Annotated in this window: 16 protein-coding genes; 9 read left to right on the top strand and 7 right to left on the bottom strand. The window is 64.6% G+C overall.

Annotated features, from left to right (window positions below):
• The first annotated feature begins 158 nt into the window (after positions 1-158).
• Entirely contained in the window at positions 159-3,509 is a 3,351-nt protein-coding gene (locus tag ACTS1X_RS03345; protein ID WP_442612962.1) for an autotransporter domain-containing protein, read from the top strand.
• Between the two features lie 71 nt (positions 3,510-3,580).
• On the opposite strand, the gene ACTS1X_RS03340 is transcribed toward ACTS1X_RS03345, so the two are convergent.
• Together ACTS1X_RS03340 and ACTS1X_RS03335 are read right to left on the bottom strand one after the other, a co-directional pair.
• On the bottom strand, positions 3,581-4,288 hold the full coding sequence (locus ACTS1X_RS03340; RefSeq protein WP_442612961.1) for a cold-shock protein: 708 nt from the start codon (positions 4,286-4,288) through the stop codon (positions 3,581-3,583).
• Positions 4,289-4,424: 136 nt separating this feature from the next.
• A complete protein-coding gene (locus ACTS1X_RS03335) occupies positions 4,425-4,934 on the bottom strand; it encodes a DUF4870 family protein (RefSeq protein ID WP_442612960.1) in 510 nt (169 codons plus the stop codon).
• Positions 4,935-5,008: 74 nt separating this feature from the next.
• On the opposite strand from ACTS1X_RS03335, the gene ACTS1X_RS03330 reads away from it, so the two are divergent.
• From ACTS1X_RS03330 to rpoN, 6 genes are all read left to right on the top strand, one after another.
• Positions 5,009-5,827, top strand: coding sequence for a TerC family protein (locus ACTS1X_RS03330; RefSeq protein WP_442612959.1), 819 nt, complete (start codon positions 5,009-5,011; stop codon positions 5,825-5,827).
• A 32-nt stretch (positions 5,828-5,859) separates the two neighbouring features.
• Positions 5,860-6,477, top strand: a complete 618-nt coding sequence (locus ACTS1X_RS03325; protein WP_442612958.1) for a ribonuclease D — start codon at positions 5,860-5,862, stop codon at positions 6,475-6,477.
• The gene (locus ACTS1X_RS03320) at positions 6,470-7,108 is read left to right on the top strand and encodes an LPS export ABC transporter periplasmic protein LptC (RefSeq protein ID WP_442612957.1); all 639 of its coding nucleotides are present in this window, start codon (positions 6,470-6,472) and stop codon (positions 7,106-7,108) included. Before ACTS1X_RS03325 ends, ACTS1X_RS03320 begins: the two co-directional genes overlap by 8 nt.
• A gap of 5 nt (positions 7,109-7,113) precedes the next feature.
• On the top strand, positions 7,114-7,662 hold the full coding sequence (locus ACTS1X_RS03315) for an LptA/OstA family protein (RefSeq protein ID WP_442612956.1): 549 nt from the start codon (positions 7,114-7,116) through the stop codon (positions 7,660-7,662).
• A gap of 84 nt (positions 7,663-7,746) precedes the next feature.
• Positions 7,747-8,526 (top strand): LPS export ABC transporter ATP-binding protein, encoded by a 780-nt coding sequence (gene lptB, locus ACTS1X_RS03310; protein ID WP_442612955.1) that lies wholly within the window; start codon positions 7,747-7,749, stop codon positions 8,524-8,526.
• Between the two features lie 9 nt (positions 8,527-8,535).
• The gene (gene rpoN / locus ACTS1X_RS03305; RefSeq protein WP_442612954.1) at positions 8,536-10,029 is read left to right on the top strand and encodes an RNA polymerase factor sigma-54; all 1,494 of its coding nucleotides are present in this window, start codon (positions 8,536-8,538) and stop codon (positions 10,027-10,029) included.
• A 14-nt stretch (positions 10,030-10,043) separates the two neighbouring features.
• Here rpoN and ACTS1X_RS03300 read toward each other — a convergent pair whose 3' ends face one another.
• Together ACTS1X_RS03300 and ACTS1X_RS03295 are read right to left on the bottom strand one after the other, a co-directional pair.
• Positions 10,044-10,205 (bottom strand): hypothetical protein, encoded by a 162-nt coding sequence (locus ACTS1X_RS03300; RefSeq protein WP_442612953.1) that lies wholly within the window; start codon positions 10,203-10,205, stop codon positions 10,044-10,046.
• 51 nt (positions 10,206-10,256) lie between these two features.
• The gene (locus ACTS1X_RS03295) at positions 10,257-11,579 is read right to left on the bottom strand and encodes a hemolysin family protein (protein ID WP_442612952.1); all 1,323 of its coding nucleotides are present in this window, start codon (positions 11,577-11,579) and stop codon (positions 10,257-10,259) included.
• A 184-nt stretch (positions 11,580-11,763) separates the two neighbouring features.
• Here ACTS1X_RS03295 and ACTS1X_RS03290 point away from each other — a divergent pair, with 184 nt between their 5' ends.
• Positions 11,764-12,414 carry an OmpA family protein gene (locus tag ACTS1X_RS03290; RefSeq protein ID WP_442612989.1) on the top strand — a complete coding sequence of 217 codons (651 nt, stop codon included), beginning with the start codon at positions 11,764-11,766 and terminating at the stop codon, positions 12,412-12,414.
• A 60-nt stretch (positions 12,415-12,474) separates the two neighbouring features.
• Here ACTS1X_RS03290 and ACTS1X_RS03285 read toward each other — a convergent pair whose 3' ends face one another.
• Both ACTS1X_RS03285 and ACTS1X_RS03280 read right to left on the bottom strand, forming a co-directional pair.
• Positions 12,475-12,930: a nucleoside deaminase gene (locus ACTS1X_RS03285; RefSeq protein ID WP_442612951.1), complete on the bottom strand. Its 456-nt coding sequence runs from the start codon at positions 12,928-12,930 to the stop codon at positions 12,475-12,477.
• A gap of 41 nt (positions 12,931-12,971) precedes the next feature.
• Complete coding sequence (locus tag ACTS1X_RS03280) at positions 12,972-13,196, bottom strand: hypothetical protein (protein ID WP_442612950.1); 225 nt, start codon at positions 13,194-13,196, stop codon at positions 12,972-12,974.
• A gap of 142 nt (positions 13,197-13,338) precedes the next feature.
• Between ACTS1X_RS03280 and rpmB the strand changes: the two genes are divergently transcribed.
• Positions 13,339-13,623, top strand: a complete 285-nt coding sequence (gene rpmB / locus ACTS1X_RS03275) for a 50S ribosomal protein L28 (protein WP_442612949.1) — start codon at positions 13,339-13,341, stop codon at positions 13,621-13,623.
• Between the two features lie 330 nt (positions 13,624-13,953).
• Here the strand turns inward: rpmB and ACTS1X_RS03270 are convergent, their stop codons facing one another.
• Complete coding sequence (locus ACTS1X_RS03270) at positions 13,954-14,952, bottom strand: esterase-like activity of phytase family protein (protein WP_442612948.1); 999 nt, start codon at positions 14,950-14,952, stop codon at positions 13,954-13,956.
• Positions 14,953-14,972 lie beyond the last annotated feature (20 nt).

Raw genomic sequence — 14,972 nt, 5'->3', positions numbered from 1 at the left:
AAGCCCGGCGCCGCGCCCGATGGAGGAACTATTACAGGCTCCGCTTACGCAACCGCAAAATTCCGTAACACTTTGTTAGTAAAAGATTAATCTTGTTCGTTTTCCAAAATCGGTTCTACTCTTTTTCGATCAGGGATCAGAAAAAGGGGCTCGTTACCATGTCGACTTCCGCATCACGCTCAACCGCTCTCTCAACCGGCACCGCCGCCGGCGCGATCGCGCTGTCGCTCCTCGTGGCGGCGCCGGCCCAGGCAATCGTACCCAACAACAACACGGACGCGGAATCGATCGTCGATACCGAAGGCGGGGTGAACGGCATCGGGCAGATGACCGTCTGGAACGGCGACGGGACGGTCGGACTCTGCACGGGTTCGCTGATCAATCCGCGGACCGTTTTGTTTGCCGCGCATTGCGTCAACTCGCGGCCGCAAGACGCCTATGGATCGAACACCGGTGGAGTTCCCATCAGCTTCGGATTCGAGGTCGACAATCTCCCGGCGATCATCAACTGGATCAACAACGGCTTTGCCAGCAACCCTGCCGTCAACATCTTCAACGTCAATGAAGTTCAGTACAGTCCGGAATCGCTGACGGACATTTTCGGCCTCGGTTTCCTCGAAGCCGATATCGCGGTGGCGACGCTGGACATGCCGGCCACCGGCATTCCGACCTGGGCGCTGCTATTCTCCGCCCTGCCCGCTCCCGGCTCGATCGAAGACGAAACCGGCACCGGCTATCATGTTACGATCACCGGATATGGCGCGACCGGAAACGCGACGGAGGGATCGGTCGACGGGATCGATTTCCGCCGGAGGGCGGCCGAGAATTTTCTCGGGGCGCTGACGTCGCTCGATGATATCGACAGTTTCCTGTTCGGCCCTGTCGACCCTACCCTGCCTCAGAATCTGTATTTCACGGACTTCGACGATCCGGCCCGCGGCACGCCGGGCGCGAACGAGTTCGATTTCAACGTGTTGAAGGACGATGCGCTGCCCAATGAAGGCACGACGGCAGGCGGCGATTCCGGAGGACCGCTAATCCTCGATGAAACGTTCGACGAAGAGGTCGTCATCGGCGTCCTATCGGGCGGCAGCCGCTTTTTCGCGGAGCAGCCGTTCAGCTCCTACGGCACGACCAGCTTTTACCAGCCGCTGTTCCTGTTCTGGGACTATATCGCCGAGGTGAATCCGTATCGCTATGTCGGCGCGCGGCGGGGCAGCGGACGCTGGGAAAATCCCAACCATTGGGTGTCTTTGCAGGATCCGGCCTATCGGATCATCGACGAGGAGGGCAATCTGGTCACCGGCACGCCGTCCGAACCCGGGCTCGGCACGGCCGGTACGGAACCCGATTTCGGCCAGGTCTGCAACCAGCTTCCGCCCGACGATATCTGTCTCGATCTGAATGACGGGACCGTCATCGTCGACGGCTCGCCAACGGCTGGCGGAGCGACGACGATATCGGGGATCGGCCGCGCCGATCTCTCGCTACCCGGAGGAGTGCAAACGGCTTTCGCCGAGGCGCCGCAAGCGATTGCCGGTCAGGCGTCGACGGCTGTCTCGGCCGCGACGCTGCCCGACCCGACCATCGAAAACGGGCTGCCGGGCGCCACCGGGTTCGTACCGGACAATATCGAACCCGACCCCGCCAACGGCGTCCGGGCGCGGTATTTCGATGTCACGCTCGACAATTTCGGCACGACTTACCTGTCGACGGCGGTGGAGATCGATCGTTTGACGGTGGCCGGATTTGCATCGCTCGTCATTCGTCAAGACGGTGCACTCACGGTCGTTGCCGATTACAACCAGATCGGCGGCCGGACCCGCGTCGACGGATTGCTGCAGACGGGGGAGGCCCTGGTCATCGGCGGCATATTGAGCGGTCGCGGCACGATCGACCCGACATATCTGACCGCCATATCGAGCCTCGTCACGCCGGCGGGTTTCCGGACCGGCACCCTTACCGTGCAGGGCGATCTCATTCTCGGCTCGAGCACCATCACCGCCTTTGACCTCACGCGCACGGCCAATGACCGGATCGCAGTCACCGGAGATGCCGACAACAGCGGCGTCGCCGCGCTCGGCGGCATCGCCTTCTTCTCGCGCGGCCTGGGTCCGCGGCCCCGCTGGAACCAGTCGTTCGAGATCCTGACGGCCGAAGGCGGTGTCGACGGCACCTTCGACCAGGCGTTGGGCGGGATCGGCATCCTGCGCCCGGTTCTCAGCTATGGCGACAACAATGTCGTCGTGACGCTGGAAGCGGGAAGGCTGGCCGACAATATCAGCACCGGCAGCGCATTCGCGAGCGCATTCGCCGGCGGGCTCGACCGGTTGCGGGGCGGAAGCTACGATTCGCTGGCCGGCTTCTACGGCGCGATCGACGTCATGGACGCCGCCAGCCTCACAGCGACTCTCGACGGGCTATCTCCCCATATCGTCAACGAGACCATGGCCGTCGGGACCGGACAGAACGAGCTGATGCTCGGCCTCGTTTCGGACCGTCTGTCGCTTCTCGGCACGCGCAAGCATCAGCCGGGCACGTTCAGCATCGTCGGCGCGCCGGAAACGATCGGCATCGCCGCGGGCAACGCGTCGCTTTCGCGCAGCGCCGCGACCGGCGCGAGTTTCACCGGACGGATCGTCCCGGCCGGCCGGACATTGGGGGCTCTGCCTGACAATGTAAGCGGCTTCATTTCCGGCGGTTTCGAGAACAGCCGCACGGCGACACGCTTCGGCAGCCGTTCGGACGCCCAGGCGAACTGGCATATCGCAATGGGACTCGAGGTCGAACTGACCGACAATCTTACGGTGGGCGGCGCGTCCGCTTTCATCAACGGCCGGTCCACATTGCAGGGCTCCGAGGCGCAACTGCAAACCAACCAGGCGCTGGCCTACGCGTCCTACCGGCTGGGCGGCGGCGCCTATGTAGCCGGCCTCGGTTCGGCATCGGTCACCGACATCGAAACCGCGCGTTTCGTCACCGGCGGCTTCGAAAGCGCCCGGTTCAGCAACGATACCCGCGCTTCCAGCTATGCCGCGAGCATCGAAACGGGCGTGAATATCGGCGTCGCGCGGGGGTTCGAGCTGACGCCGCGGGCGGCGGTTCGCTACACGCGCGCCGAGGTCGAGGGCTATAGCGAGGCGGGATCCGAAATCGCTCTGGCGATCGACGACATCCGCGAACGGCGGCTCGAAGGACGGGTCGGGTTCAACTTCCAGGGCCAGGCCGATATCGGGCACAGCGGCTGGTCGGTGCGGCCACGACTGTCCGCCGATTATGTCCATGCCCTGAGCCAGGACGATCGCGGAATGGCGGTTCGCTTCGCCCAGGCGCGGGATGTTCCCATCATACTGCCGGGCGTCGGTTCGGATACGGCATGGGCGGAAGTACGCGGCGGGATCAGCCTGGAACGCGGCAACCTCTCCCTGACCACCGCATTCGAAACCGATTTCGGGCGCGATCTGCAACGAGACGACCGGGCGGTGGCAGAGCTGTCGTTCCGCTTCTGAGACGCGGTTCGTCCAGACAAAAAGGGCCTCGGCAGCGATCTGCCGAGGCCTTTTTTTTGTTCCCAAGCGGCTCAGTCGTGCTTGGGCTGCAGGTTGACCGCCGCATGCTTGCCGCGCCGATCCACCTCAAGCTCGAAGTCGAGCCGGTCGCCTTCGTTGAGCGTCGGCATGCCGGCGCGCTCGACCGCGCTGATATGCACGAAAGCATCGGGCTGGCCATCGTCGCGCTGGATGAAGCCGAAGCCCTTCATGCTGTTGAAGAACTTGACCGTGCCGCTGGCCTTTTCGCCGGTCAGCTGGCGCTGCGGTCCGCGATCTTCCCGCTCGGGCACCGGCAGCGGTTCGCCGTCGATCACGAGATCGCTGGCCGAAACCTTGCCGTTGCGATCGACCAGATTGAAGCTCAGCGGCTGGCCTTCGGCTAGGCCGGTCAGGCCGGCCTGTTCGACCGCGCTGATATGCACGAACACGTCCTCGCCGCCATCGTCGCGGACGATGAAACCGAAGCCTTTCTGCGCGTTGAAGAATTTGACGACACCCTTGCCTTCGCCGACGATCTGCGCCGGCATCCGGTCGCCGCCACCGCCACCGCGATAACCGCCGCCACTGCCGCCGCCGCGGTAGCCACCACCGCCACCGCCGCCACCGCGATTTTCGAAACCGCCGGACTCCCGGCCTCCGCCGAAACCGCTCGGTTCGTTATAGCCTTGGTAGTTTTCGTCGCCGAAACTGTCGCGCTTGTCCTTTCGGCGTCCCCGCCGGTCCCTGTCGAAACTCATTTGTCCTAAAGTCTTCCCGTTCGCCCAAAGCTCAAAACCGAAGGAGCTCGCGCCGGGCGGTGCGCGCCAACTTCATGGCACGAATCTGCCGTACCGTGATTCGGTATAGCGGAAAAACGCCGCTTTCGCGAGCGATTTACGCCAGCCAGGTCCCCGGATTTGGCATCGGTTCCCGGTTCAGCGCGCGAATGAGAGACATGATCGCACGAACAAGCAGCCAGACGAGCGCCAGAAACAGCAGCGGAATGCCGATCAGCGCCCCGATAATCGTGAAAATCAGGATGATCCCGAGTATCGTCGTACCCAGCCACAGCAGGAACGTCATGATCTGGTAGTCATAGTGAGAGGCCTCCCAGCCTTCGCCGGGTTCCGACTTCCACACCAGCGCCAATATGAACGCCACGAGCCCGGTTATTCCGAGGACAATGCTCGTGAGGTAGAGAATGGCGATGATGACCGGCTTGTTCGTGTCGGATGCCGCGGCCGGGCGCGCAGCGCTCCGCCGCTGGCCGGTTGTGGACCGCCCCGCCGCCATTTCGGGCCCTCCGGACCTCGGACGCACCGTTTCCCGCGCCTGCCGCGGCGGCGCGGACGTGTTGGGCGGATCGACCTCGAGCTTGCCGCCCCGGCTGCGTTCGTCGCCCATCCTTTCTCCCTTCTTCACGCCTTTTGGCGCGCCGAAGCTTGCACGGTCGCGATGCGCAAGGCAATGATCGCGCCATGGATAGCCTGCTCGCCGTCTTTACGGATCCCGCCAATATCGCCGCCCTGCTCACGCTCATCGTGCTCGAAGTGGTGCTCGGGATCGACAATCTCATCTTCATATCGATCCTTTCCAACAAACTGCCCGAGGAGCAGCGGCAAAAGGCGCGGCGCATCGGCATCTCGCTGGCGCTGATACTCAGGCTTGCCCTGCTGTCGATGATCGCCTGGATCGTCCAGGCGACCCAGGTCGTGTTCGATCTCGGCATTGCGGGCACGCCCGGCGTTCACGGCGAGCCGACGTTCGAAACCGCCTTTTCCTGGCGCGACCTGATCCTGATCGCGGGCGGGCTGTTCCTGCTCTGGAAGGCGACCAAGGAAATCCATCACGCGATGGACACCGAACCCTCGGGCACCATGCTCGACAAGAAGGGCAAGGCGACGATGACCTTCACCACGGTCATCGTCCAGATCCTGCTGCTGGACATGGTCTTCTCGGTGGACTCGATCCTCACGGCGGTCGGCATGACCGACCAGCTGCCGATCATGATCGTCGCGGTCCTCGTCGCCATCGCGGTCATGCTGATCGCCGCCGATCCGCTGGCCGAATTCATCGACCGCAACCCGACGGTCGTGATGCTCGCCCTGTCCTTCCTGCTGATGATCGGTTTCGTGCTGATCGCCGACGGGTTCGGCGTCCATATTCCGAAGGGCTATATCTACGCCGCGATGGCGTTCGCCGCCGGGGTCGAGACGCTCAACATCATGGCACGGCGCGCGCGGCAGAGGCGTATGGCCGAGGCGGGCGTGGCCGGGGAACAGACCGCCAGCCATTGAGCGCCCGGGCCATTGCGCCTATGTGCGCTGGCATGACCGTATATTTTCACGAAGAAGATTTGCCCGCCGGCGCCTTGGGCGCCGGCGCGATCGCCATCGACACCGAAACCATGGGGCTGCAGACGCCGCGCGACCGGCTGTGCGTCGTCCAGCTCTCCGACGGCGGCGGCGACGAGCATCTGGTGCGTTTCGCGCCCGACAGCGACTATGCGGCTCCCAATCTGAAGGCGCTGCTGGGAGATCCCGAGCGGCTCAAACTCTATCATTTCGCCCGGTTCGATCTCGCCGCGATCGAGCATTATCTCGGCGTCACGGCGGCACCCGTCTATTGCACGAAGATCGCCTCGCGGCTCGTGCGCACCTATACCGATCGGCACGGCCTCAAGGAGCTCTGCCGCGAACTGCTGGGCGCGGAGATATCCAAGCAGCAGCAATCGTCGGACTGGGGCGCGCCGGATCTGAGCGACGCGCAGAAGGACTATGCGGCATCCGATGTCCGGTTTCTGCACCGGCTGAAGGAACAGCTCGACGAACGGCTCGAGCGCGAGGGACGCATGCACCTCGCCCAGGCCTGTTTCGATTTCCTCCCCCACCGGGCGCGCCTCGATCTCGCCGGCTGGCCGGAGATCGACATCTTCGCCCATGTCTGAGGCAGCGAGAAAAAGGCTGGACCGCCGCCAGCACTGGGCGGCGCCCGGCGGGCGGCACGACCGGATCGTCAAATATCTGCAGGTCATCCTGCCCGGCGCGATCGGCATTCTCGCCGCGTTTCTCGCAATGGCCCCGCTGCAACAGAGCAACGAGCTGAGCTTTCTCCTGTCGCGCGACAATGTCGAAATCGCTTCGGAGCGGCTGCGCGTCGAGGCCGCCCGGTACAGCGGCGCCGACGGCGCCGGCCGGCCGTTCGAACTGAACGCGGCCTCGGCCCTGCAGCGCAGCTCGGCGACCCCGATCGTCGAGCTCGAGGATCTGTCGGCCCAGCTCGAACTGGAAGACGGACTTGCCTTCATCGTCGCCAATCGCGGATTCTACGATCTCGAGGACGAGATCGTCACCATAGACGGTCCGCTCGAGTTCCGGGCCGCCGACGGTTATCGGTTGCGGACGAGCAACGTGCTGGTGCGGCTCGACGAGCGCGAGATGCGCAGCGCGGGCGAGGTCGACGGCCAGATTCCGCTTGGGGTCTTCAGCGCGGACAGCATGCGGGTCGACCTGCCGACACGCACGGTTTTTCTCGAAGGCGACGCACGCTTGCGCATCGTCCAAGGCGCGGGCAGATAGCGGTCATGACCCGATCCCCTCTTCTGCCGCTTGTCACCGGATTCGCACTGACGATGCTGGCCGCCGTGCCGGCCTCGAGCCAGTCGGCGCTTGGCGGCCTCAACACCAATGCACCCGTCGACGTCGCGGCCGACCGGATCGAGGTGCAGGATCGGGCCGACCGCGCGATCTTTTCCGGCAACGTCCAGGTGCGCCAGGGCAACCTGTCGCTCGATGCCGCGCGCATCACGGTCGCCTATTCGGGCAGCGTCGCGGGCGGTGTCGAAGTGCAGCGGCTCGATGCAAGCGGCGGGGTGTTCGTCCGCAGCCCGAGCGAAACCGCGCGCGGCCAGTTCGGCGTCTACGACCTCAACCGCCGGCTGATCACGCTGATCGGCGGCGTCGAGCTGAACCAAGGGGGCAACGTAATCCGCGGCGGTCGCCTGGTCATCGATCTCGATACGGGACGGGCGGTCATCGACGGCCGATCCCAGGGTGGCGACGGCATCGTCACGCAAGGAACCGAAACCGGACGCGTGACGGGCCGGTTCACCGTGCCCCAGCGGAACAACTAGGCTAATCGGGACGAAACCGGCCGGGACAATTGAAACCTCCCGGCTGCTTCCCAACATGCACGGATGATGCCAAATAGCGAAACCATGAACAAAGCCGAGATCATCGATCCTCCGGAGACTCCTGCCGGGCTCGATACCGAGACCGAGGGGCTGTCGGTCGTATCGATCGCCAAATCCTACGACAAGAAACAGGTCCTGTCGGACGTTTCGCTGCATATCGGGCGCGGCCATGTGCTCGGCCTGCTCGGTCCGAACGGCGCGGGCAAGACGACCTGCTTCTATTCGATCATGGGACTGGTGCGGCCCGATTCCGGGCGCATCATGCTCGATGGCGCCGACATTACGGGCCTCCCCATGTATCGCCGCGCGATCCTCGGCCTCGGCTATCTGCCCCAGGAAACCTCGATCTTCCGCGGGTTGAGCGTGGAAAAGAATATCGCGGCCGTGCTCGAGATGAGCGAACCCGATCCCGACGCGCGCGCCGAACGGCTCGAAAAGCTGCTGGAGGAATTTTCGATCGCTCACCTGCGCGATTCGGCGGCGATGGCGCTGTCGGGCGGCGAACGGCGGCGTTGCGAGATCGCGCGGGCACTGGCGGCGAACCCGTCCATCATGCTGCTCGACGAACCGTTCGCCGGGATCGACCCGATCTCGATCGCCGATATCCGCGAACTCGTCGCCGATCTGAAAAACCGCAATATCGGCGTGCTGATCACAGATCATAACGTCCGCGAAACGCTGGGTATCGTCGACCAGGCCTGTATCATCTATGACGGTAAGGTGTTGTTTTCAGGCTCTCCCGACGATCTGGTCGCCAATGACGAGGTACGACGGCTTTACCTCGGCGAAGGGTTCACAGTTTAGGGTGCCGGCATGGCACTAGGACCACGCCTCGACCTCCGGCAGAGCCAGTCTCTGGTGATGACGCCGCAACTCCAGCAGGCGATCAAGCTGCTGGCGCTGTCGAATCTCGAAATCGAAGGATTCATCGCCGAGGAGCTGGAGAAGAACCCGCTGCTCGATGCCGCCGGCGACGAGCAGCGCGAAGCGGCGACGCCGGGCGAAGAAGGCGACGGCTTCGGGGACGCGCCCGATCCGGCGACCGCCGACACACTCGTCCGCGACGGTGGCGCCGACGACGAGGCCCGGCTCGATATCGAGGAAAGCGCGCTCTCCGACGATAGCGGATCCGACGCCGGGATGGACGGCGCGCTCGGCATGACCGGGATCGACGGACGCAGCGGCGGCGAGGACGGCCCCGATCTCGACCTGTTCGCCGCCGCCGACATATCGCTGCACGATCACCTGCTCGCCCAGGCCGGCGGCACCTTGTCGGGGCAGGAGTATCTGATCGCGGGCCAGCTTATCGAGCGGATCGACGAAACCGGTTATCTGCGCGCCGACCTGCTTCGCCTCTCGCATCAGCTCGGCGTCCCGATGGCCGATCTCGAGCGGGTGCTGGGTGTGATCCAGACGTTCGAACCGACCGGGGTCGGCGCGCGCGACCTGTCGGAATGCCTGGCCATCCAGGCCCGCGAGGCCGACCGCTACGATCCCGCCATGGCGCGGCTGATCGACAATCTCGATCTGCTGGCGCGTGGCGAGCTTGGGCGGTTGAAGCGGATGTGCGGCGTCGACGACGAGGACATGGCCGATATGATCGCCGAGCTGCGCGACTACGATCCCAAGCCCGGCTGCCAGTTTGGCGGCGAACCGGTCCAGGCCGTCGTGCCGGATATCTTCGTCGCGCCGGGGAAGACGGGGTGGGCCGTCGAACTCAACAACGCGACCCTGCCGCGCCTGATCGTCAATCGCAGCTATTATCACGAAATGTCGGAAGCCGGCGACGATGAAGAGAGCCGGGCCTGGCTCAACGAATGCCTCGCCAACGCCAACTGGCTGACCCGGGCGCTCGACCAGCGCGCGCGCACGATCGTCAAGGTGGCCGGCGAACTGGTGAAGCGCCAGACGGACTTTTTCCGCAAAGGCGTGACCCATCTCAAACCGCTGACCCTGCGCGAGATCGCCGAGGCGATCGACATGCATGAATCGACCGTGAGCCGGGCGACGTCGAACAAATATCTGTCCTGCGACCGCGGGATATTCGAGCTCAAATATTTCTTCACCAGCGGTATCAGGACGGGCGAAGACGGCGAGGCGGCCTCATCGGAGGCCGTGAAGAGCCATATCCGCACATTGATCGAGAACGAGGACAAGATCCTGTCGGACGACAAGCTCGTCGCGCTGCTCAGGGACAAGGGTTTCGATATTGCCCGCCGCACGGTCGCGAAATATCGCGAAGCGATGGGAATCGGCTCTTCGGTCGAACGGCGGCGCCAGAAGAAGCTCAGCAGCCGCGCGGCCTGATGGTCCGGCAGCCGTTATCCGCCGCGTTTCGACCCGCTGAGAAAGTACCAGACCACATAGCCGACGAGAAACAGCGCGAGACCGTAGAAAACCAGCGCGAACACCGATTTCACGACGTTGACGGCAATGACCAGCAATATGATCGCTGCGATGATCGACAGGATTATCCGCAACACGGTTTTTCTCCACTTGGTGTATTACATATGTAATACATCAGGTGTCGGGCTTCAAGTGCGATCGGCCGTCTTGGATCGCTGCGCGAGCAGCTTGTCGATCTTGCGGCCGTCCATGTCGACCACCTCGAAATGCCAGCCGTCGCGTTCGAACAGCTCGCCGGTCGTCGGAAGGCGTTTGAGTACCGACAGCGCAAACCCCGCCACGGTTGCGTAGTCGCGGTCCTCGGGCAGATCGATGCCGAGCTTTTCCGCCATGTTGTCGGCCGCCAGCGAACCGGAAAAGAGCCAGCTGCCGTCGGCCCGCTCGACAAAGGCCGGGTCGGTGCCGATCTCCTGATCGGACACGAACTCGCCCGCCACCGCTATCAGCAGGTCGAGCGGCGTCATCAGCCCCTCGAAATGACCATATTCGTCGTGAACCAGCGCCATCGGCACATCCGATTCGCGCAACGCCTCGAGTGCATCCATCGCGTCGACCTGGTCGGGAACGATCGGCGCCTCGCGCATCAGCTGGCGCAGATCGAGCGAACGCCCCTCGAACAGCGCCGAGACGATATCGCGCGCCTGGACGACTCCGATGATCTCGTCGACCGACCCTTCGGCCACCGGCAGCCGCGTGTGCGGGGTCGCGAGCAGCGCTTCGCGGATCTCGTTGGGGCTCGACGAGGCTTCGATCCAGTCGACCTCGGTCCGCGGCGTCATCACCTCGCGGACGGGCCGGTCGGCAAGCCGGACCACGCCCGATATGATCGCGCGCTCGCTCTCCTCGATCACGCCCGACTTCGTCGCCTCCGCCACCAGCATGTGCAGCTCTTCGGCGGTGACCCTGGACTGCGGTTTGCGGCTCATGCGGAGCAGGCGGAAGATCAGCGCGCTGGTGCGGTCCATCAGCCATACCAGCGGCGCCGTGAAGGTTGCCAGCCAGCGCATCGGCAGCGCGACGACCACCGCGACCCGCTCCGGATTGCGCAACGCCAGCTGTTTCGGAACCAGCTCGCCGATCACCAGCGACGCATAGGTCGTCAGAACGATTACCAGCGCGAAACCGAGCGTCTGCGCCATCGGCGGTTCGACACCCAGCAACGCCAGCCGGTCGCCAACCGGCCCGCCCAGGCTGGCGCCCGAATAGGCGCCGGCGAGAATGCCGATCAGCGTGATGCCGATCTGGACGGTCGACAGGAAGCGCCCCGGTTCGGAGGCGAGATCGATCGCGGTCTGGGCGCCCGAACGGCCGTCCTTGACCATCGCCTGAAGCCGCGCGCGGCGCGACGAGACGATCGCGAGTTCGGACATCGCGAAGACGCCGTTGAGCAGGACCAATGCAAGAATGATGCAGAGATCGAACCAGGGAAAGGGTGATAGATCGGGTGGCATGATGGACGGGTTCCGCCCATTTGCCCGCTTTTGTCTGGCGGGACAAGCGCATGATCAGCTTCTGTTCACGATTGACGGGGAACAAGCGGCGCATTGAGGCTTTTGGTTAAGCATCCCATCAGAGTGGAGGAGACAGACAGTGAGACTTTCAAAGGGGCTATTGGCGGGAACGGCGGCGATCGCCATGCTCGGCGCGACCACCGCCTGCACCACCAATCCGGAAACCGGAAACCAGCGAATTTCGCGCGCGGCCATCGGCGGCGTCGCGGGCGCGGTCGGCGGCTATCTGCTCGGCGACCTCGTCGGCGGGCGCCGCGACCGGACCGAACGGATCGTGGGAGCGGGCCTCGGCGCGGTCGCCGGTATCGCGATCGGCACCTATATGGACCGGCAGCAGCGCGAGCTGGAAGAGGCGACCGCGGGCACCGACACCAACGTCATCCGCGAGGGGGACAATCTCTATCTCCAGATGCCGGGTTCAGTTGCCGAGTTCGATGTCGATTCGAGCGCCATCCGCCCGCAGTTCCGGACGACGCTGGACGAGATCGCCCAGACGCTCTCCAGCTATCCGGAAACCTATATCGACGTGTACGGCCACACCGATTCGGACGGGTCGGACAGCTACAATCTCGACCTGTCGAACCGGCGGGCGCAGTCGGTGGCCAGCTATCTGGCGAGCCGCGGCGTCAACCGCGCGCGGATCGCGACCGAAGGCTTTGGCGAGAGCCAGCCGATCGCGAGCAATGCGACGGCGGCCGGCAAGCAGCAGAACCGCCGCGTCGAGATCCGCATCGTGCCGATCACCCAGCAGGACGTGAACGCGGTCGGCGACTGACCGCCGTCCTATGCGGACAATATCGAGGGCGTCCGGCACATGCCGGGCGCCCTCTTTTCTCTAATCGCGCCTTTCACGGAAGAATTCGGTGAGCAGCGCCGCCGCCCGTTCCTGCCCGATTCCCGGATAGATTTCGGGCCGGTGATGGCAGGTGGGCTGGGCGAAAAATCGCGGGCCGTGTTCCACCGCGCCGCCCTTGGGATCGGGCGCGCCGTAATAGAGCCGGTCGAGCCGGGCATGGGCGATGGCGCCGGCGCACATCGCGCACGGCTCAAGCGTGACCCAGAGGTCGCAGCCGTCGAGCCGGCCGGTGCCCAGCTCGGCGAGCGCGGCGCGAATCGCGCGCATTTCGGCATGGCTGGTCGGATCGCCGCTGGCGCGCATACCGTTCGCGGCTTCCGCGACGATATCACCGCCGCGCGTGATCACCGCGCCGACCGGCACTTCGGATGCCTTCGCGGCCAGTTCGGCGAGTTCGAGCGCGCGGTGCATGGGCGGGGGCAGCGGAAATGCCATGGCCCGTGCCTAGTCTTTCGCTGCCCCCGTGAACAATATTGTTATTCGGGCGCTTCGTCACCCGCATCGGCCGGCTCGACATCGATTGTCGGCACTTCGACTTCCATCGTTTCGCTGCCGACTTCGATGTCGGCGGTATCGACCTCGAACTCCGGCATATTGCCGCCTTCGACATCGACCTCGGGCAGTTCGGCCTCTTCGGTCTGATCCACGTCGCACGCGGCCAGCGGAACTGCCAGCAGCGCAAGTGCAAAAGCGATACGCATAAAATTTCTCCTTGAGTGCCAAAATGCACCAACCGGCCTTACCGCCAAAGGTTCCCATTGGCTACTGCTGCGCTTGACGAAACGGGCCGGTATGGCTATCTGCGCCGCTTTCCGGGAAACCCGTGATTTCAGGATTGAGACTATGTCGCGTATTTGCGAACTGACCGGCAAGGGTCGGCTGGTGGGAATGAATGTGTCCCACGCCAATAACAGGACGAAGAAGACGTTTCTGCCGAATTTGCAGAATGTCACGTTGATGTCCGAAGCGCTCGAACGGAGCTTCAAGTTCCGCGTGTCGACCAACGGACTGCGTTCGGTCGAACATGTCGGCGGGCTCGACAACTGGCTGCTGAAGACGGCCGACGACAAGCTCAGCCCCAAGGCCCGCAAGGTCAAGCGCGAGATCGCCGGCAAACAGGCCGCCTGACACCCGGCCCGCGCGCCGCCCGAAACGCTCTGTCTTCGCCCGGATTTCCGGTCCGGACGCGCATATGCAGCGTCCGTCAGCCCGACAAGCCGCTCATTCCGTTGGACAATCCGACAGGGCCGGCCAAGACCGACGGCTGTCCATGATCGGGACAGGCGCCGCCCGTCGCCGGTCATAGCCTTGCCAAATCGTCGAGATAGGCAAAAGCTATCGGCTCGGGCGGGTAGCTCAATCAGAGCAGGCCGCGGATTACGGTCTGATGTAGGTGTAACCCCTACCCTGCCCACCATTTTCTCCGGGCGCATCGCGCCCTGATACGCGGGCGGCGAATCACCGCGCGTCCTCGATCAGTTCGAACTGCATCAGCAGGCTGCGCTGCAGCGGATTGAAATTGTTGTCCGACGCCATCCAGACGATCGTCCGCCCATCGCGCGCATCGACCGCCAGCGCCTCCATATTGTCGACGGTCAGCGGCGGATCGAATCGTGCGACGACATTCCCGGTCAGGATGGTCCCCGCCGCCAAATCGTCGAGCGCGACGATCGACACGATCACCGAGACGCCCGCCACCAGGCTGAAATCGCGATTGAGCACGAGCAGCCGTCCGTCGGGCAGCAGGGCTGCGTCGGTGATCCGATGGTCGCCGGGCGGGCGATAGCCGAGCCGGACCGGCGCATCGCCGCGCTCGCTCGGATCGCCGGCAAAGAGCAGGACCTCGCGCGAATCGCCGGGGCCGTCGCCGGCTTCCGAAAAGATCAGGAACCGGCCGTCGTCGAGCCTTACCATCGCTTCCGCGCCGCCATTGTTCGGCCAGTCCTCCATCGCACCCGGCGCATGGTCGGCATCGGACGCGGCGAACTCCGCGTCGAAGCGCCACACGCCGTTGGCACGCTCGAAGGCGACCCAGTAGCACCCGGTTTCGGGATCATGAGCGAGCGCCTCGGCGTCGCGATCGCGCTTGCGGACCGGGCCGCCATCTTCGGGCGCGGGCCCGGTCGGCAGGCGCGCGATGTCGGCCCGGGAAATCGCGTCCCCGTCGAGCGCGAAACGGAACAGGCCGCCGGCATCGCTGACCGCCACAAAACCGTCGCCCGCCAGCGCCATGGCGGAGATACCGCCGAAATCCGGATCGTCGCTGGTCAGCACCCAGCCGCCGAGATAGCGCAGCCCCCCGATATCGCGGCGCCCGGGATCGGCGGGATCCAGCACGACCGGCTCGGCATGAATCGCGAACGGCCCGTCGGCCGGTGCTCCCGCGCCCTGGCCGATGACGAGAATCGATCCGGCGACGAGGAAAATCGAAAGGGCGGCGGCGATACGGCGGATCATCGCCATTCCCTACCATCGGC

Origin of the sequence: Parasphingopyxis sp. (assembly GCF_052168275.1) — a bacterium.
GTDB lineage: Bacteria > Pseudomonadota > Alphaproteobacteria > Sphingomonadales > Sphingomonadaceae > Parasphingopyxis.
Note: the sequence above shows the minus strand (reverse complement) of the source record. Positions and strands in the feature narration are given on the sequence as shown.